The organism is Anaerovorax odorimutans, from assembly GCF_024459955.1.
In the GTDB taxonomy this organism is placed as follows: domain Bacteria; phylum Bacillota; class Clostridia; order Peptostreptococcales; family Anaerovoracaceae; genus Hominibacterium; species Hominibacterium odorimutans_A.
Genome location: NZ_JANFXK010000032.1, coordinates 1 through 18,835, shown reverse-complemented (window position 1 = coordinate 18,835; position 18,835 = coordinate 1). Strand labels below are relative to the sequence as shown.

14 protein-coding genes and 1 rRNA gene are annotated in these 18,835 nt (G+C 48.5%); 2 read left to right on the top strand and 13 right to left on the bottom strand.

Annotated elements, in window-relative coordinates; genetic code table 11:
• The 4 genes from NE619_RS17195 to NE619_RS17180 form a co-directional block, all read right to left on the bottom strand.
• Nucleotides 1-652: ribosomal RNA gene (locus NE619_RS17195) — 16S ribosomal RNA — on the bottom strand; the annotation flags it as partial.
• A gap of 706 nt (nt 653-1,358) precedes the next feature.
• On the bottom strand, nt 1,359-2,066 hold the full coding sequence (gene pflA, locus NE619_RS17190) for a pyruvate formate-lyase-activating protein (RefSeq protein WP_256133708.1): 708 nt from the start codon (nt 2,064-2,066) through the stop codon (nt 1,359-1,361).
• A 94-nt stretch (nt 2,067-2,160) separates the two neighbouring features.
• Nucleotides 2,161-4,389 (bottom strand): formate C-acetyltransferase, encoded by a 2,229-nt coding sequence (gene pflB / locus NE619_RS17185; RefSeq protein ID WP_256133709.1) that lies wholly within the window; start codon nt 4,387-4,389, stop codon nt 2,161-2,163.
• Nucleotides 4,390-4,661: 272 nt separating this feature from the next.
• Nucleotides 4,662-6,839 (bottom strand): peptidase U32 family protein, encoded by a 2,178-nt coding sequence (locus NE619_RS17180; RefSeq protein ID WP_256133707.1) that lies wholly within the window; start codon nt 6,837-6,839, stop codon nt 4,662-4,664.
• Nucleotides 6,840-6,917: 78 nt separating this feature from the next.
• Between NE619_RS17180 and NE619_RS17175 the strand changes: the two genes are divergently transcribed.
• On the top strand, nt 6,918-8,192 hold the full coding sequence (locus NE619_RS17175; RefSeq protein WP_256133706.1) for an AI-2E family transporter: 1,275 nt from the start codon (nt 6,918-6,920) through the stop codon (nt 8,190-8,192).
• Between the two features lie 101 nt (nt 8,193-8,293).
• On the opposite strand, the gene NE619_RS17170 is transcribed toward NE619_RS17175, so the two are convergent.
• Nucleotides 8,294-9,334, bottom strand: coding sequence for a PTS transporter subunit IIC (locus NE619_RS17170; protein ID WP_256133705.1), 1,041 nt, complete (start codon nt 9,332-9,334; stop codon nt 8,294-8,296).
• Nucleotides 9,335-9,497: 163 nt separating this feature from the next.
• Between NE619_RS17170 and NE619_RS17165 the strand changes: the two genes are divergently transcribed.
• Nucleotides 9,498-10,025 carry a transcription repressor NadR gene (locus tag NE619_RS17165; protein ID WP_256133704.1) on the top strand — a complete coding sequence of 176 codons (528 nt, stop codon included), beginning with the start codon at nt 9,498-9,500 and terminating at the stop codon, nt 10,023-10,025.
• Nucleotides 10,026-10,133: 108 nt separating this feature from the next.
• Here the strand turns inward: NE619_RS17165 and NE619_RS17160 are convergent, their stop codons facing one another.
• The 8 genes from NE619_RS17160 to NE619_RS17125 form a co-directional block, all read right to left on the bottom strand.
• Nucleotides 10,134-11,168 carry a hypothetical protein gene (locus tag NE619_RS17160; protein ID WP_256133703.1) on the bottom strand — a complete coding sequence of 345 codons (1,035 nt, stop codon included), beginning with the start codon at nt 11,166-11,168 and terminating at the stop codon, nt 10,134-10,136.
• Between the two features lie 75 nt (nt 11,169-11,243).
• Nucleotides 11,244-12,134 carry a DMT family transporter gene (locus NE619_RS17155; protein WP_256133702.1) on the bottom strand — a complete coding sequence of 297 codons (891 nt, stop codon included), beginning with the start codon at nt 12,132-12,134 and terminating at the stop codon, nt 11,244-11,246.
• Between the two features lie 124 nt (nt 12,135-12,258).
• Entirely contained in the window at nt 12,259-13,608 is a 1,350-nt protein-coding gene (locus NE619_RS17150) for an aspartate aminotransferase family protein (RefSeq protein ID WP_256133701.1), read from the bottom strand.
• Between the two features lie 209 nt (nt 13,609-13,817).
• Nucleotides 13,818-15,554: a sigma 54-interacting transcriptional regulator gene (locus NE619_RS17145; protein WP_256133700.1), complete on the bottom strand. Its 1,737-nt coding sequence runs from the start codon at nt 15,552-15,554 to the stop codon at nt 13,818-13,820.
• Nucleotides 15,555-15,744: 190 nt separating this feature from the next.
• Nucleotides 15,745-15,981 carry a hypothetical protein gene (locus tag NE619_RS17140; protein ID WP_256133699.1) on the bottom strand — a complete coding sequence of 79 codons (237 nt, stop codon included), beginning with the start codon at nt 15,979-15,981 and terminating at the stop codon, nt 15,745-15,747.
• The gene (locus tag NE619_RS17135) at nt 15,981-17,432 is read right to left on the bottom strand and encodes a sodium:solute symporter family protein (RefSeq protein WP_256133698.1); all 1,452 of its coding nucleotides are present in this window, start codon (nt 17,430-17,432) and stop codon (nt 15,981-15,983) included. Before NE619_RS17135 ends, NE619_RS17140 begins: the two co-directional genes overlap by 1 nt.
• A gap of 14 nt (nt 17,433-17,446) precedes the next feature.
• A complete protein-coding gene (locus NE619_RS17130; protein WP_256133697.1) occupies nt 17,447-18,052 on the bottom strand; it encodes a hypothetical protein in 606 nt (201 codons plus the stop codon).
• A gap of 46 nt (nt 18,053-18,098) precedes the next feature.
• Nucleotides 18,099-18,835 (bottom strand): saccharopine dehydrogenase family protein (locus tag NE619_RS17125; RefSeq protein WP_256133696.1); only part of this gene is annotated, 737 nt, incomplete at its 5' end.

Genomic DNA, 18,835 nt, shown 5'->3' with positions numbered 1-18,835 from the left:
CCAGCACTCAAGTCTCTCAGTTCACAGGGCGAACATTGGTTAAGCCATTGCCTTAAACCCTGCGCTTAAGAAACCACCTACATACTCTTTACGCCCAATAATTCCGGATAACGCTTGCCCCCTACGTATTACCGCGGCTGCTGGCACGTAGTTAGCCGGGGCTTCCTCCTCAGGTACCGTCATTGTTTTCTTCCCTGAGGACAGAGCTTTACGACCCAAAGGCCTTCTTCGCTCACGCGGCGTTGCTGCATCAGGGTTTCCCCCATTGTGCAATATTCCCCACTGCTGCCTCCCGTAGGAGTTTGGACCGTGTCTCAGTTCCAATGTGGCCGATCACCCTCTCAGGTCGGCTACTGATCGTCGCCTTGGTAGGCCGTTACCCCACCAACTAACTAATCAGACGCAGGCCCATCCTCTGCCGATGAATCTTTGGCCGTTCGTCCATGCGGACAAACAGCGTCATGAGGTTTTAATCCCGGTTTCCCGAGGCTATCCCTCTGCAAAGGGCAGGTTGCCTACGCGTTACTCACCCGTCCGCCGCTTTCCACTGAATCCCTTTACCGAAGTATCAGTCATCAGCTTCTCGCTCGACTTGCATGTGTTAGGCACGCCGCCAGCGTTCATCCTGAGCCAGGATCAAACTCTCATTGTTATGGTATCTAAATCTCTTTCGAGAATTAAATCGAGTTTGTAACTCTTCGAACGCTTTCGCGCTTTTCGCGAATTTCTTTCGAAATTATTGTTGTTTCTTGTTTTAGAAATTGTCGGAAACTCTCACTTCAATTGTCTTACCAATTTTTCATGATTGTTTCATTTAATCTCCCAAAAGCATCTCTGCTTTTCTTTGACTAAATTTCTACACTATGAAGTTTTCAAGGTTCTGCAGGCATTCGCCTTTCGGCTTTTGCCTTGTCCGTTCTTATCGAGCGAACATTTAATATCTTACTACTGTTTCGGTGTTTTGTCAACCACTTTTTTCTTCTTTTTGGAAAGTTTTTTTCTTTCCGTATGCCTGTCTTTCTAGCTCGTTTGTGGTTGCTCTCACCTGACAGCTTGTCTATATTACCAAACTTATCCCTCTCTGTCAACCGCTTTTTCCAACTTTTTTCTTTATATTTTTCATAGCTGTCTCAGACCCTTCCGGCAGCGGCTTTTCGCGGCCTGAGTTTTTAATGATTGGAGGCAGGCACCCGTCCCTTAGGACTTTGCCTTATTGTTTCATAATATAGCGGGGAGCGGGGTTCATTCTCTCCCTGTTTTTAGGTTTTCCAAAATGAAGAGCTTTATACATATAATGTATGTCTTTATAAAAAAGTAATCCGAAATCCGGTTGCTTTTGTATTTTGTGGCCTGTCCGGTCAGAGCAGCTGGCTCAGTCTTGCCAGTTGACCTCTGTCCATGGGCTTCACATCTTTCAGCTTATAAGGTATGCCCAGCTTATCCCATTTCTCAATCGCCATATTATGATAGCCCAGCAGTTCGATCTTATGCAAATTCTTTACTCTCTGTCTGGCAAACTCTTTCAGCTCCGCCACATTCTCCTCCGTATCGTTAAGTCCCGGTACAATGACCTGACGAATCCACAGAGGTTTGTCAGCTTCATTGGCCATATCGATTACACGAAGCAGATTATCCTGGTTTACTCCCGTGATTTCTTCAAATTTGACAGGATCCGAATGCTTGACGTCCAACAGCAGCATCTGGCTTTCTTCGATAACCTTCTGCGTAAACCCATCGACATACGTTCCGCTGGTATCGATCACTGTGCTGATGCCTTCTTCCGCCAGGGCATCCATCGCTTCAATCAGGAATTCGCCCTGCATAAGCGGTTCTCCGCCCGAAAAAGTTACGCCTCCGTCCTTTCCATAATAGGGCCTTCCGCGTTTGGCGATATGCACCACCCGCTCAATTGTAATGTTCTCGGTCTCAGCGGTTGTTGTCCACGAGTCGGGATTGTGACAGTATACGCATCTGGCAGGGCATCCCTGCAGGAAAAACACAGTTCTTATCCCCGGCCCGTCAACTGCGCCGAAGGTTTCAATTGAATGTAGTTTACCAGTAATCATAGTTCCTCCTTGCTTATGTAAAAGTTTCTGGAGAGCAATATAAGGTGCCTGCAAAAAACAGACACCTCATATTATAATAGACAATTATGTTTTTTTAAATAGCCGAATGGAAGGTTCTCTGAATAACTTCTTTCTGGTGATCCTTGGAAAGAGCGTTGAATTTAACTGCATAGCCAGATACACGGATCGTCAGATTCGGATATTTGTCCGGATTTTCGTAGGCATCCAGCAGCAGTTCACGATTGAGTACGTTTACATTCAGATGATGCGCTCCCTGGTCAAAGTAGCCGGTCATCAGGCCCACCAGAGTTTCCGCCTGTTGCTCTTTGCTCTTTCCCAGCGTCTCCGGCGTAATGCTGAAGGTGTAGGATACGCCGTCCTTACAGTCATCCCATTTTACCTTGGAAACGGAATTGAGCGACGCGATGGCGCCGTGATCGTCTCTGCAGTGCATCGGATTTGCTCCCGGGGCAAACGGTTCTCCGGCTCTTCTTCCATCCGGCGTGTTGCCGGTTTTCTTTCCGTAAACCACGTTTGAGGTAATGGTCAGAACCGATAAGGTATGCACCGCATTGCGATAAGTCTTGTGTTTTCTCAGTTCATTGATCGTGCCCTGGGTCAGTTCGACTGCGATGCTGTCTACCCGGTCATCGTCATTTCCGTATTTTGGAAATTCTCCGACAGTCTTGTAATCCACAATAACGCCATCTTCATTTCTGATGGGATATACTTTTGCGTATTTGATCGCGCTGAAAGAGTCCGCGGCTACGGATAATCCGGCTACGCCAAAAGCCATCAATCTGCCGATATCGCTGTCCAGGAAAGCCATCTGGCTTTTTTCGTAAGCGTATTTATCGTGCATATAATGGATGATATTCATGATGTTGACGTAAAGTCCGCAGAGCCAATCTCTATAGATGTTGAACCTCCGCATTGCGTCTTCATAGTCGATGGGCCCATCACCTACAGGCTCCATCTGCGGGCCGATGTGTTCACCGGTACGTTCGTCAATACCGCCGTTCAGCGCCAGGCAGAGAATCTTGGCCAGATTGTATCTGGCGCCGAAGAACTGCATCTGCTCGCCCATCTTGATGGCGGATACGCAGCAGGCGATGGAATAGTCATCACCATAGGATTTTCTCATGACATCATCGTTTTCATACTGGATGGAGTCCGTGTCAATGGAAACCTTAGCGCAGAACTTTTTAAAAGGCTCCGGCAGGTGCTCCGACCAGAGGACCGTCATATTGGGTTCCGGAGAGGGGCCCAGATTGTAGAGAGTATTGAGCATTCTGTAAGAGTTCCTGGTAACTCTTGTCCTGCCGTCAGCACCCATGCCGCCGATCCCCTCTGTAATCCACATCGGGTCGCCGCCGAACAGTTCATTGTATTCCGGAGTCCGCAGATGTCTTGCGACACGCAGCTTGAGGATGAAATCGTCGATCAGCTCCTGAATTTCGCTTTCCGTATATACGCCGTTTTCCAGGTCTCTTTCCGCAAAGATATCAATGAAAGTGGAGGTTCTTCCCAAAGACATCGCTGCTCCGTTTTCTTCTTTTACCGCAGCCAGATACCCGAAGTACAGCCACTGGATCGCTTCCTTTGTATCCTTTGCGGACTCGGATATATCGTATCCGTACATAGCAGCCATCTTTTTGATCTCACCCATTTCCACAATCTGTTTGTGGATTTCCTCAATCAGCTGGATGTTTTCACTGCTCATGGGCTTTTGGGCCAGCTCGGCTTTATCCTTCTTCTTTTGTTCGATCAAAAAGTCCATCCCGTACAGTGCGATTCTTCTATAGTCGCCGATAATTCTGCCCCTGCCGTACGCATCCGGCAGTCCGGTGATAAAGCCCAGATGCCTTACCTTTTTCATTTCGTCGGAATATACGCTGAATACCCCGTCATTGTGGGTGGTCACATATTTGAAGATGTCTTCCACACTGTCATCTATTTTCGCACCGTAGGCCTCTGCCGACTGCCTTGCCATTCTGATTCCGCCGAAAGGACATATGCCTCTCTTCAGCGGTTCGTCTGTCTGCAGGCCAACGATGATATCTCTGTCCTTATCAATATATCCCGGAGGGAATGCGGTGGCAGTCATGATTCTGCTGGCGTCCACTTTCAAAACGCCTCCGTTCCTGCGCTCTTCTTTCAGGAGATCCTGAACCTTTTCTGCTACTTTTTCGGTTCTTTCTGTGGGGCCGGCCAGGAAGCTTTCATCTCCTTCATAGGGATGATAATTAAGCTGCATAAATTCCTCGATACTGATTTCATCCATCCATTTTCCTGGTTCAAACCCCTTCCACTGTTCTTTCATCATTATATCCTCCTTTATGCGGTATTTTGTATAATGTATACAAATGTACCTAAAAAAATTTATTGGCTGAAATGCCGTTCTTCCTGGTCCGCTGATATCTCCTCTCTGATCGAAATAAAGGATGTCAGTTTTTCGCTATCGCCTTTGTTTGTATACATAATACACCCGGGTACAATCCTCGTCAACCCTGTTTTTTTGTTCTTTTTTTGATACCTGCGCACGGAAGGATTTCCACGATTCAGGAAAACAGCAAAAGCCCTGAATTCAGGGCTTTATGGAATATATACGCGCATTTCTGACAAAGCGTTTTTCCACATAGTTTTGATGGTTTCCAAATCTGGCTCACAGCCCTTTTGAAAAATCAATGCCTTGTCTTTCTCATAATTGTATACGATTTCATACAATTGTTTTTTCCGATCCCGAAGGATCTTTTCACCCGGCATATGCTCGGTAATCATTAACGGAACCGGACCTTCCGACCGGTCATGTAGCTCGTGGGACAGACAGACCGGGACGACCCCCTGTTTTTTCGCAGCCAGAACAGCCTGCCCATTGTACAGGTTCAGCCCGTAGTCCCCATATACCTTCACGTCCCGGGAGACGAACTCTTCAATCCATCCCAGATTGCCCACAGCGATCCCGGAGGGCCGTACCCTGTCTGCAATGGCATCCAGATTCTCCCCAATATACCGGTCCAGCAACCCCTTGCTGATATTGAGTATATACGGCACCACCTCTATATTCTCCGGCTGCGGCGCATGTTCCATGAAATACCGCAAAGGAACATATGCCCGTGCGCAATCTACGCCCAGCGCGTCCATTACTTTATGGTAATCCCAGGTTTCCGATTTGCTTCCATCGTAGAAGTAAAAGGCCAGCCGTTTTTCCATCTCGATCGCTGCCTGCGGAATTTTTTTGGGAACCGATGCCTGCCTTCGCACCGTCTTTTTTTCCTGCAATGCTTCCAGCCCGCTTCTCCGCAGGCGGTTTAATGCGGAAATCGGCAGGGCGCAGTCTTCTCCCAGCCGAACCTCGATCTCCGCGACATGAAAAGGAGTACCTCCTGTTTTCCGCAGCTGTTTTTCCACAACTTCGGCGGTCAGAGGTCTGCGCTCGGCTTTTTCCCCACGAATATCGGAAATTACCTTAACTTCCCGGCCTCCCTCTCTGATCGTCAGCTGCGGATACTCGCCGGGGGCAGCTGTAAAACACATACTGACCGGAACCGTTTTGCCGTGTTTCGTTCCTTCCGGGCCGCCTTCCTCAAAGCTCTTTCGCAGCTGCTTCATTAAAGCGGCGTCCGTAATTTTATAGATTCGGTCTCCCGGATTCACCGCCCCTTTTATGTCCCCGATTCTCGTTATACCTGGCTTGCGCTGTTCTAAATAGGTCACTACGTTTCCGGTGAGCCTGTCGCTTCGTATCTCAATGCCGTCGCCCATATTCAGAGGCCGTTCCAGCTTCACGTCGACCAACTGGCTCCCGGCGACCCGCTTTGCCACCTGACCGATGTATACGCCCTGATGCTTGGGAAGCTGCCCCGACAGCAGCCGATTCCCGGAGTTGCCTGACAGATATCCCTCTGTGAAACCTCCCCGGTTGAAAATCTGCGTCAGAACCATACGGTCCTCAGGAGAAACCTGATAATAGCCGTCCCTGCAGTAGAGATCGAGATATTTACGGTAGACACCTGTGACCGCCGCTACATATTCCGCCGATTTCATGCGGCCCTCTATTTTAAAGGAGGCCACTTTTGCTTCGGTCAATTCCCCCAGGCGATCAATGGTACAAAGGTCCTTTGGGCTGAGGGCATAGGAAGTCCTGCCCGTTTCGTCGGCATAAGGCAGCCGGCACGGCTGAGCGCACAGTCCCCGGTTCCCGCTCCTGTCACCGCCCCCTAAGACTCTGCTCATCTGACATTGGCCGGAATAGCACATACACAGCGCGCCGTGAACAAAGATTTCGATATCGCAGTCCGATTCTTCCGTTATCAAGCGAATTTCTTCCAGGGAAAGCTCTCTGGCAGGCACGACTCTGGATATTCCCATGGACACGGCCTTACGGACGCCGGAGAGATTATAGACGCTGCCCTGGGTAGACAGGTGAAGCGGGAACTGAGGAAGATGTTTCCGCAGCAGGTCGATTAATCCCAGATCCTGCACAATAAGCGCATCCACTCCCATATTGTATAGTCTGGCCGCGTACCGGAGAGCCGGCAGCAGCTCCGTATCGCGAAGAAGGATGTTAAGCGCAACATATATTTTGACATTGCGGATATGGGCATACTCGACGCCGCGGGCAATCTCTTCCTCGGTAAAGTTATCCGCATTGATTCTGGCATTAAAAAGGGGACCGCCCAGATAGACGGCGTCCGCCCCGTTTTCCACTGCGGCGATCAGCTGCTCCAGACCGCCGGCCGGGGCAAGAAGTTCCGGTTTTTTCTTGATCATATTTTTCTCCTGTAAGAAACCTTTTGATATTCTAATTGGTATAGTATATAATAACCCCTATATGGGAGGGAAACAAGGATGAAAAAATTTAAAGAGGTCATGAAAGAAAGGTCATTTGTAAGAGGAAGCCTGTTTCTCGTATTCAATGCCTTTCTTTTATACGTTCTCTATTTTATAATTAAGAATTTTGATATAATCGCCATTACCGTGGGCAAAGCGCTCAGCAGTCTGATCTCTGCGTTTTCCCCGCTTTTCATCGGGCTTATTATCGCATATCTGCTGAACCCCCTGGTGACAATCATCGACAAGCGCCTGATGCGGCGAATGTTCTTTCGCATTCCCGACGATCCGATCAAAGCGGAAAAAAGGAGGAACCTGAGCCGTTTTGTCAGCGTTCTTCTGACGTTCCTGATCGTAATTGCAGCTATCGCGGCTATCATTTACGGATTCGCGGTCATGATTCTGGGGCAATTCGTTTTTACGGATTTTTCAGCAATGGCCCAGAGCGTAATACAGACATTTATGAACTACGAAGTGGATCTGCGCCAGTGGATCGCTCAGAACCTGCCGGAGGGCTTCATGACGGACAAGTTCATGGAAGTGGCCAATTCCATCATCAGCTGGATATCCGATAATTTCAGCGCCACCAACGCTATCACCGCGGTAACCGGCGCAGTGGGAAGTGTAATCAATGTGGCCATTGGCGCCATTGTCAGCATTTATCTGATGAAGGACAAGGATTTTTTCCTCGGTCTCTGGAGAAAATTTCTGCACCTTCTCCTGCCGCAGCGGGCCAACGCCGCAGTTACGGAAACCCTCAGCGAAGTCAATGGAGTTCTCTCTCAGTTCGTCCGCGGCGCTCTGCTGGACGCACTGATCGTTGCCATTTTATCATCCATAGGGCTTTCCATCATTGGGCTGGATTTTGCCGTATTCATCGGAGTGTTCGCCGGAATCTCCAATGTGATTCCTTATTTCGGCCCCATTCTGGGAATGATCCCGGCCTTCATCATCGGCTGGTTTACGGAGGATTTCACTCAGGCGGCGGTGGCGGTCATCATCTTGATCGTGGTACAGCAAATCGACTCCAACATCATTTACCCGAAGGTCGTAGGCTCCTCCACCGGGCTTCACCCTTTAACTGTCCTGCTGGCGGTCAGCGTTTTCGGCTATTTCGGCGGTATCATCTGGATGATCCTGGCCGTACCCATTGCAGGAGTCATCCAAGCCTTTATCGTAAAATGGGCTTACCGGAAAGAGCGCCGGCTGGAAGCTGTGGAAGCTGAATCCGCAGCCAGTAACTCCGGCGGGGCCAACGCACCGGCGGATTCCGGCGGAGAAAAAACAGAATAAGTTTCGTTAACAAATAAAGGGAGCATATCATCGCAGTTTGATATGCTCCCTTTTATTTGAGATCCCCTTCCGCCGTTGCTGCGGAGTCTGTCGTATTCGTTTTATAAATCCAGCTTGTAGTCGCCCACCTTAATCAATCCGAGTTCCTTCAATATCCGGTCAAACAGGATCGACAAAACAGCGGGCAGCGCGATATGCAGAAGCAGCACTTCCAGGAGAACCGGCAGGGTGAATCCCATGGAGGTGAAGGTTCCGATCTGCCCCACCAGACCGGATGTCCCCATCCCCGCGCCGGCCGGAATATTGGTCATTTTGAAGACAACCGTTGAAAGTGGCCCGATAATGGCTCCCGCCAGAGTGGGCGGCAGCAGTATCCAGGGATTCTTGATAATGTTGGAAATCTGCAGCATGGATGTGCCTATGCCCTGGGCCACAATGCCTCCGATCCCATTTTCTTTTACACTGATGGCTGCGAAGCCTACCATCTGCGCGCAGCATCCCACCGTTGCCGCGCCTGCGGCCAGCCCGGAAAGATCCAGCATAATACATAGGGCCGCGCTGGAAATGGGCGCAGTAAGGGCAAGTCCTACGATAACGGAAATGACAATGCCAAAGAGGAAGGGCTGCCATTCTGTAGCAGTCATGATAATCTTTCCCAGACCATACATCAGTTCCCCCACCAGCGGGCCTATCAGCTTGGCAGACAGGGCACCCATGAGCAGGGTAACGGCCGGCGTTACGATGATATCGACCTTAGTCTCTTTGGAAACCGCTTTTCCAAATTCCGCTCCAATGGCAACCGCAATGAACGCGCCGGCCGGTCCTCCCAGCTGCGCTCCCATCATGCCGGTGATGGCACTGGTGAACAGGACAAGGGGAGGCGCCTTCAGCCCCCAGGCAACCGCAATCCCGATAGCCGCTCCCATAAAGCCCATAGCCGTGGTACCGGTATCCACCAGAAACCTGGATACCATGTTATCTCCCAAAAGATTGATCGTTTGTTCCCCAAGGGTCTTGATAATCAGTCCGATCAAAAGAGATGCGAACAGCCCCAGAGCCATTGCCGAAAGCGCGTCCTGAAAATATCGCTTGGCAGTAAATTCAATATTTTTTCGTTTTAAAAAGCTTTGTTTTTCTTCCATGAAAGTCTCTCCTTTTGCTTAGTCCCCTTTTGACAATTGTATCCATTTTAGCAAAGATCTTTTAGTGATGTCAAGACACATGTCAATATTATTCTCCGTCGATTTATTGCCTCATGGCCGCAATTATGCTATGATTGTGAAAGAAACGAAAGGAGTCAGTCATATGGACGCAAAAAAACGAAGATCTCAGATTCTTTCCATGCTTAAAAAATCCGATACGCCGGTCAGTGCGTCTTCTCTGGCTGAGAATTTATCCGTGAGCCGTCAGATCATTGTCGGCGATGTGGCCATACTGAGGGCATCAGGCGCATGTATTACTGCCACTCCCCGGGGATATGTCTATGAAGAAGAGTCCTCCGGCTTTCCCTATGAGGGGCTTCTGGCCTGCCGCCATACTCCGGCTCAGCTGCAGGAAGAGCTTTATACGATTGTCGATTTCGGCGGATTTGTCATCGACGTGACCATCGAGCATCCCCTGTACGGTCAGCTGTCCGGCCCGCTGAACATCGGGTCCCGCTACGATGTGGATCTTTTCATCGAGAAGGTGGAGGCGGCGGAAAACGCCAAACCCCTCAGCGTTCTTACCGGCGGCATTCATCTGCATCGAATCGGCTGTAAGGACAAGTCCGTGTTTTCCCTTATCCGGGATCAGTTGGATGAAAGGGGAATTATCTTTTCTTCTGTGGAATAATCCGCGGCTTTTGCAAAATCAAACAAAAAGACGAGTGAATCGCAGCCCTCTGCCTTTCTCTCGTCTTTTTTATTCGTCCGCTCTTTTTTCAATTCACCGCCGATACTCTTAGTCGTCTTCGATAATAGCCATCAAGTCGGCAAATATTCCATATCCACTCTGGCGGGTTTCCGGCGCTTCTTCGATTACAGTAAGCTTACCCATCAGGTCGGTAGTAACGGTTATTACGGAAGATGTGCCGTCAATCGTGGCATATACATGGTTTTTATCCACTTCTTCCGGAGCCACCTTACCTTTGACTTCTCCGTTTTCATCCTGGAATATTCTGCACATGAGCTTAATCACGTTTCCATTCTCATTTGCTTTTCTGAGGTCATCTTCTGAAATATCCTCAATTCCGCAGCGGTCCACATCTAAAGGTGTCATGTCCGCGCCCATGAATACATTGGCCAGCACAGCAACCTTTGCCGCAGCGTCATACCCGCCGATGTCGGTAGCCGGATTGGCCTCGATGAAGCCTCTCTTTTTTCCTTCCGCTACAATTTCGTTATATTTCCGCCCCTTGGCCAATTCACAGAGAATGTAATTGGTCGTGCTGTTGAGAATTCCGGTTATCTCCGTTACATTGCACAGCCTCAGAGCATCGCGCTTCATGTTGAATACAGGAGTTCCGTCCATAACGGTTGTTTCATATAAAAATCGGCAGTTGTTTTTCTCTGCCAGCGCGGATAATTCTTTGTACGCCCATGCCACCGGTCCCTTGTTGGCAGTTATGGCATGTTTACCCCGCTTCAGCGCTCCCCGGATATGGTTGGAAGCTACTTTTCCGGAAGAAAACTCCAACGGAGTCAGTTCCACCAAGACATCATAATCCACTTTATCTACGATATCCTGGGATGTGGTGCTCTCGGAAAATCCAAGGATTTTATCAAACCTGCCGCTGTTTTGGACATTTTTAAGGGCCTTATCCAAGTCGATCCCCCAGGCATCTACCAGATTTCCCCTTGTCTTCGTCGTAATCGCGACAACTACAACCCGGGTATCGTACTTCTTCCGAAGCACCTCCTCTTTTTCCAACAGAATTCTCGCAAATGCCTGTCCCGCATTGCCGAATCCAATCAAAGCCAATCTTAATTTTTTCATGAAACGTCCTCCTTTTGTTCTCTTCTGCTCTTTTCATACATTATACAAGAAAAAGTATATTGCCGCCAGACTAATTTACTTGGAAGTCCAGTTTGCCGCAATTACTCCCGCCACCACCAGTATCAGTCCTGCTGCCGTATACCATCCGAAGTCATCGCCCTGGAAAAGAATTCCCGTTACCACTCCCGTCAGTGCAATGAGATTCACTTGCAGCATGGAGGCCTGCGGCGCCGGCATTTTCGAAACCACATAATTGAAAAGAATATAGCAGGCAAAGGAACCGACCGCACCTAAAAACAGGACCGCAAGGCCTACTTTCGGATATTGAAAACAGATCGTATAGCAGGTGAATCCGTTTCCTCTTATCACGTTGAGCAGGTTAAACCAGATGCCGCCCATAAGGGCCATTGTAAAGGTCCTCTCCATAGCAGAGAAGCGATCCGATATATGTCCCGATAAAATGGTAAACACTGCCCCTGTGATAACCATTCCAATCAAAAACAGATATCCGCCGATCTTCCCGCCCATGGAAAAACCGTCGCTGAACACAATGGACAAAATCACACCCAGGAAAGACAGCAGGATACCCCCGGCTACGATGGGCCTGATTTTGTGTTTCAAAACGACTGCTGAAATCAAAACGACTGCGATTGGGATCATGGCATATATGATGGCGGATTCGGAGGCTGTCGTCAGGTCCACCCCGTAGGTTTCACAGATCGTATTGATGCAGGGCTGAATAAATGCTGCCAGCGCCACCAGCCACACCTGTTTTCCCCGATAGTTGACACGAATCACTTTAAACAGTGCCAAAACCAGGAACAGGATCATGGCAATCGTCCATCGGCAGGCCAGAACCTGGATTGCGTCCAACTGGGTAAGCGCGATCTTTGATCCCAGAAAGGTCAGTCCGAACAGAACGGATTCCACGACAGCAGCAACATAAACGATTTTTTTCGTCTGCATAATTTTCGATACTTTCTTTAAAAACTTCTTAACATCGGTTCATCGGTGTTTCCTGTGTTAAAAAAAGGGCGCATAGTCGCCCATGCACCCTTTTATTTTAAATAGTCTTATTTATACGTTGGAATTACAGACATTCTTTAATAGCTTCTTCGTAAATTTCAAGACCAGCGTCGATCTGAGCGTCTGTTACGCACAGAGGGCACAGGAAACGAATTACGTTGCCGTATGTACCTGCGGATTCCAGAACCAGACCCTTCTTAACTGCTGCGTTTACAATGTTAGCTACCAGGTCAGCTGCCGGAGTCTTCTTCGCTCTGTCTGTTACGAATTCGATACCCATCATGCAGCCTGTTCCGCGAACGTCTCCAATTACATCATACTTTTCTTTCCATTCGTTGAACTTAGCTGTGCATTTTTCTGCGATTGCTCTTGCTCTTGCCGGATAGTCTTCTTTTGTCATAACGTCGATTACCTGCAGTGCCGCCGCGCAGGATACCGGGTTACCGCAGTATGTACCACCGATTGTTCCGGCTGTTACAGCGTCCATGATTTCAGCACTTGCTGTTACTGCTGACAGAGGAAGTCCGCCTGCGATGGATTTCGCTGTTGTCATGATGTCAGGAGCGCATCCTGCTTCTTTGAAGTATTCGGACGCAAACATTCTTCCGGATCTTGCCCAGCCGGACTGTACTTCGTCTGTGATCATCAGGATTCCGTTGTCGTCGCAGATCTTTCTTACTGCCTTAACCCATTCGATTGGAGCCGGAATGAATCCGCCTTCGCCCTGTACTGGTTCGAATACGATAGCAGCTGTAGCGTCTTTCGGTGTTGCTTCGATGAATACTGATTCCAGTTTGTCGATATAGTAATCGATTGCTTCTGCTTCAGTCATGCCTTCCGGCTTTCTGTAGAGGTTCGGGAATTCTGCTCTGTATACGCCGTCTGGGAATGGTCCCATGCCGATCGCGTATGCTTTCTTAGCGGTCATGGCCATAGTCATCTGAGTTCTTCCGTGGAAAGCTCCTGTGAATACGATGATGTTCGGTCTGCCAGTAGCGCTCTTAGCGATTTTTACCGCGTTCTCGTCAGCTTCTGCTCCGGAGTTTACGAACATGGTCTTTTTCTTGTCGCCTCTTACCGGCACGATTTCGTTCATCTTTTCTGCCAGTTCGATATATCTTTCATGAGTTGTGATGTTCATCATTGCATGGAAGTATTTTTCGGACTGCTCTTTTACAGCGTCGATCAGCTGAGGATTGCTGTATCCGATGTTCAGTACGCCTACTCCGCCGACCCAGTCTAAGATCAGGTTGCCGTCTACGTCTTCGATCATTGCGCCTTCTCCGCGCTTGATAACCAGCGGATATCCGCATTTAATTGCATTTGGAATCGCAGCTTCTCTTCTGGCAATGATTTCCTTTGCCTTAGGACCAGGTAACGGTGTTACGATTTTAGGTAATGCTTCTCTTAACATTTTGATTCCTCCATAATAAATATACTCAAAAAATACTAATTGTAAGTAACATCTTAATTCTATCCTACTTTTGCCCGGAACGCAAGTTATAAAGCAAATTTCTCATTTTTTAAAATGGTCTGAATACTTTAATTTCAACTTGTCGGCAAAGCCCCCGATTTGTACCAATCCAGAATATGAGCGAATATCTCGTTTTCAAGAAACGCCTTTTACGACCGATCCAGATACTCCTTCAGGCCATATTGCGCGATCTTTCGCGAAACAGTGGACTGATTGACCCCCAGAGCCTCAGCTGCTTTTACAGTTGTCCCGTATTCGTCGAGGGCCATTTTAATCAGTTCTTTTTCTACTTCCTCAATGGCCTGGTCCAGTCTGGTGATCTGACTGATCTTTACTTTTTTCCTGTTTTCCTGGCTTTTGAACATTTCCGGCAGATCGTCAGCGGTTATCGTCGGTTTGGGGGTCGTCAGGACCAGCCGTTCGATGGTGTTTTCCAGCTGTCTGATATTTCCCGGCCAGGAGTACTCTTCCAGAGCGGAAACTGCGTTGTTGGAAAGCTGCATGTCTTTTTTATAGGCGGCGCAGAATCGCTTAAAAAAATGTTTGGACAAAAGCGGGATATCTTCTTTTCTTTCCCGCAGAGGCGGTATCCTTATGGGAATTACATTCAGGCGATAATACAGGTCCTCGCGGAAATTTCCCAAAGAAACTTGTTCCTCCAGGTCCTTATTGGCCGCCGCGATTACGCGGATATCCAGACCAATCTCCTGGGTCCCGCCCACCCGGATCAGCATTTTTTCCTGAAGCACGTGCAGCAGTTTCACCTGCTGTTCGATGGGCAGCTCGCTGATCTCGTCCAAAAACAGGGTGCCCCCGTTGGCCGCTTCCACAAGACCGATCTTTCCGCCCTTATTGGCTCCGGTGAAGGAACCTTCTTCATACCCGAAGAGTTCCGACTCTACGATGGACGGCGATATGGTGCCGCAGTTAACCTTGATGAACGGCTGATCTTTACGGTCGCTGAGGGAGTAGATGTATCGGGCGATCACCTCTTTTCCGGTTCCTGTCTCACCGTTAATCAGTACGGTTGCCTTTGTCGGCGCGATCATCTTCACCAGGGTTTTTATCTCGAACATCGTATCGTTGCAGGTTACGATTTTGTCCTCCGCCTGCTCGCTGAGGATATGGTCAAAGGCTTCGCTTTCTCCCAGTTCGGCGATCATCTTGCTGATCTTCATCTGGGTTGAATAGTCCCGGGTCACCGAAACGACTTTTTCGATTTCTCCGTCTTCGTTTAGTACAGGCGCGCTGACCGATACCAGCTCTTCGCCGATTCTTGTCTTCTGTATGACCACCTGGGACTGTTTCGTTTCCAAAACCTTGACGCTTACAGAAGGGACGAATATGCCTTCCCGTTCCACGTCATATACATTTTTCCCTACAAAATAGTTGGATGCTACCCCGCAGGTCTTGGATATCTTTTCTCCTGCGAATTCGATGTTGCCTTTGCTGTCTGTAACCATCAGGGTGTCGTCGCCGTATTCGTGGAAGACTCCGATCAGTTCCCGATTCAGTTCCAGGGTTTTCTGGGATAAGTTTTCTATGCGGATCACGTCTGTAAAGTCTACGATGAAGAGCCAGATATACGTCCCCATCACGGCACTATGAATCTCTACAGGCATTCCGCCAATCTCTAAATTGATTGTTTCGCCTGTAAGCAGCCGATCAATTTTTTCACTCTCCAGAATATCGCAGAGCTTCTCTTTTTCTTCATGCGGACACAGGTCCAGCAATGTTTTCGCATTATTATTCATCATAAGGATTTTCAAATTTTTCCGATTACACAAAATCAGTCCGTCACTGGAAAATTGAATAAGCGGAATGAACAGTTTTTCTTCCATGATAAGCTTTTCAACAGAGTTCTTTAATATAAACTCACTAACCATTTGTCACACTCCTTGCCGCCCTTCCGTTCCTTGTTCATATTTTAATCAAACTGTCTGTATTTGATACAGTACCTTCCTCCAACAAGGATGTCAACTTTCATATAGCAAAAGAGCACCTGAGACGAATCGAGTCAAGTGTCCTTTTGCCAAAATGTCCATTAAAGAAATTTATCTAAAACCCCAGAGGGTTTTATTCCTCACTGTCATCATAGGAGAAAACGCCTCTGCGTACCTCTAAAAGGTATCCTATGAAACAACATGGGCCGAATACAAAATTTATGATAATCAGAAACCAGAACAGCACTTGCGTGCCCCATATAAAGCCCATCGGAACTAAGATGCTGAGTAAAACAACGACTATTGCCAGCCAATTACCCACCTTATTTTTCTTTTCCGGTGTCATAGGTGTATGTTTCTTATCTGCCATCATAGACCTCCTTTTCCATCCGTTAAACGATCATCTTTTTTCCTGTAGGTTGCAAAGCAAGCGGCAAAGTATACAACGCCTCCGAAGATCCATGTCGCTACACTGGAAGGAATCGCATACGGTGCGCCGAGAACAAACTGCCAGATGCTATAAAATATAACCCCTGCTATAATGGCAATCAGTCCTCCCGCGGCAGTTTTTCTCTTGAAGAAGAATCCGCCCAGAATCGGAATCAGAAATACTGCTACCTGGAAACCTCCAATCGTTGACCATGCGCTGCCGATTCCGTTTCTCCACAGATACGTTCCGGCGATAATAAAAATTCCTATGACAACGATCATGATTCTGGTTCCTGTGAGTACGCCCTTATCGCTCAAATCCGGCTTAAAGAGATCCTTATATATGTCTTTGACAAAGATTCCGCCCGTGATGAGCATATCCGCGCTCACGGTAGACATGACCGCAGCAATGAGGGCTGCTACGAACAAACCTCTCGCCCCCGCAGGCAGCACTTCAAACACCGTGGCCCAAAAGCCTTCCGAGGCAGTTGCCGCATCCGGGTGGATCACGGAAGATGCCATTCCGGTAATAACCATGACTGCGCTAAAGGCAATTCCAATGACCAGCATCAAAGAGTAGGCAACTTTGATATCTCCGCCTGCCTTGGCTGCTCCAAATCGCTGGTAGCTCTGCGCGTTTACATACAGCGCCGCCGCAGAGATTACATATCCAAAGGCCCCGGCAAAAGTCTGATTTCCAACCAGGCTGAGTTTGGCAGGGTCACTGGCTGCGACAGCATCGTAGAGCGCATCCACGCCGTTGAAATGGTGATAGATTCCCAACAGCACCGCACCTGCGGATACGGTCATAACCATGAATTGAATAAGATCGGTCACAGCCAGCCCCCACATGCCGGCCATTGCCGTATAGAGAATGATTGCAAATCCTGCTACGATCATCGTTGCCCAAATCGGCACTCCGGATACCAGGTTCAGAACCTCTCCCACCGCAAAAAGCAGGGCGCAGCAGTAAAGGATTGAAGCCATCGGTACGATACTGGCTAAAATTCCCGCTGGTTTATTATAGAAATAACGAATCAGATCCGGTAACGTTACTACATAATCCGGGATTTTATCCCTTGTGATTGGCCCTATCCATAAGGCAAGAGGGAGCCTGAGAATCCCGCTGGGGATTACATAGAATAAAATTATTGAAATACCTAACGTACTGCCCAGTTCCCCAAGACCAACGATCGTCCATGAGTCATACCAGGCCGCTGCCGCAACACCGATAAGAACCGGTATCGTCAGCCTTCTTGAAGCAACGAAAAAGCTTTTAAAATTTTTACTTGCTTTTCTGTGCATGATGAAGCCAACGCTCATTACCCCCAGAAAATATAAAGCAAGCACCGTCCAGTCGAGTGCACCCCATAATTCTTTAAAATCAATCATAATTACTACCTCCGTTAAGTGGTGAGCCTTACTCGCAATCCGCTGATATGTTCATTCTCCGCACCGAAGCGGTCCCGGTAAGCAAATTTTTCGTATTGCTTGCCGCGGCACATCAGTTCCAGCCTCCACGCTTCCCTATAGAACCGTTTTCTTTGTATCAGAGTAAGCTGCGGAATCGCATGAAAAACCTTTCGCAGGTATTGCCATTTTATACATTCAATACTTTGCTCCAAGACCTCCTTTTCACTGCAATTCGCTTTAATGATCCGGCCTTGTAGTGCGGAAACGTCTTTTGCCTGCAGGTTCAAATCATCGAAGAGGTCAAAGTGAAAGGCATGGACTTCGTTCATATCAAAGACAACCGCCACATCGCCTTCCCTGTCGAAGATGCCTTGTTTATTCAAATCCTGTTTTTTAGTACTCCTTACCAGCTTATAGTGAAACACCAGGAATTCATATGGCAGCTGAACTTTTTCCTTTGCGATCAGTTCATACTTTACCGGACAAAACAGTCCTAAAAGCTTGGGATGAATCTGTTTCATTTTTAAAGCAATCGCTTCCTCATCATCTTGTATATTGGGGGTTACGAAAATCTTTTTTTCCGATGTTATTGCTTTCACTTTGTACCTCCTCTAAGACTTTTCTAAGTATTTTTGCCTGCACCCATTAAAGCTGTTCCGTAACTTTGGCAAAGACATGGACGTCTCTCTTCTCCAGCTCTCTAAAGTAAATATCCGTGTCAATGACCTGTTCTCCCGTGAAGAAGCCTTTCTCCTTCACCTGGCCTCTTCCCAGCATCTTCGCCGTGATCGCCCCCGGGAATCCCACGGAAAAATGACCGTTGGACAGTCCCCACGGATGATGGTGCAGGTCCGTCTCCACTTCATAAGTACATTTCTTTCCGCCCTTCGTTCCGCTCACGATTACCCGCAGCAGCTTCATGTCGTCCGGCGTTCCCGTCTTCGTTCCCGGCTTCGTTTCGAACACTTCCAGCAGGAAGTCCCTCGGCGCCACGGAAGCGCCTTTCACGTTGATTTTTTCCTGGCTTCCCAGTCCGTTCTCGATCAGGAACCGCAGCCGTTCTTCGAACAGAGTCGGCAGCGCCAGCTTGAACGCCACGTTTTTAATCCCCTTGTCCTTGTAGGCGATCGGCATCGTCGCCACCTCCGAATGGATCATGTTGTACAGGTTCAGCTTTCCGTACGGCTCCGGAAAGTCCACGGTCATCTTCCCGGAAAACGGCGGCATCTCCACGTGTTTTCCGTCTTTGTATTCAAAATTGTTCATGGTGAATTCTTCGATGATCGTGTTGAGGGCGTACGGCGGAACGAATCCGTATCCGGCGGCACTGCGGTTGATGATGGCGTCCAGGATCAGAATGTCCTCCACCGTGTCCAGACGGT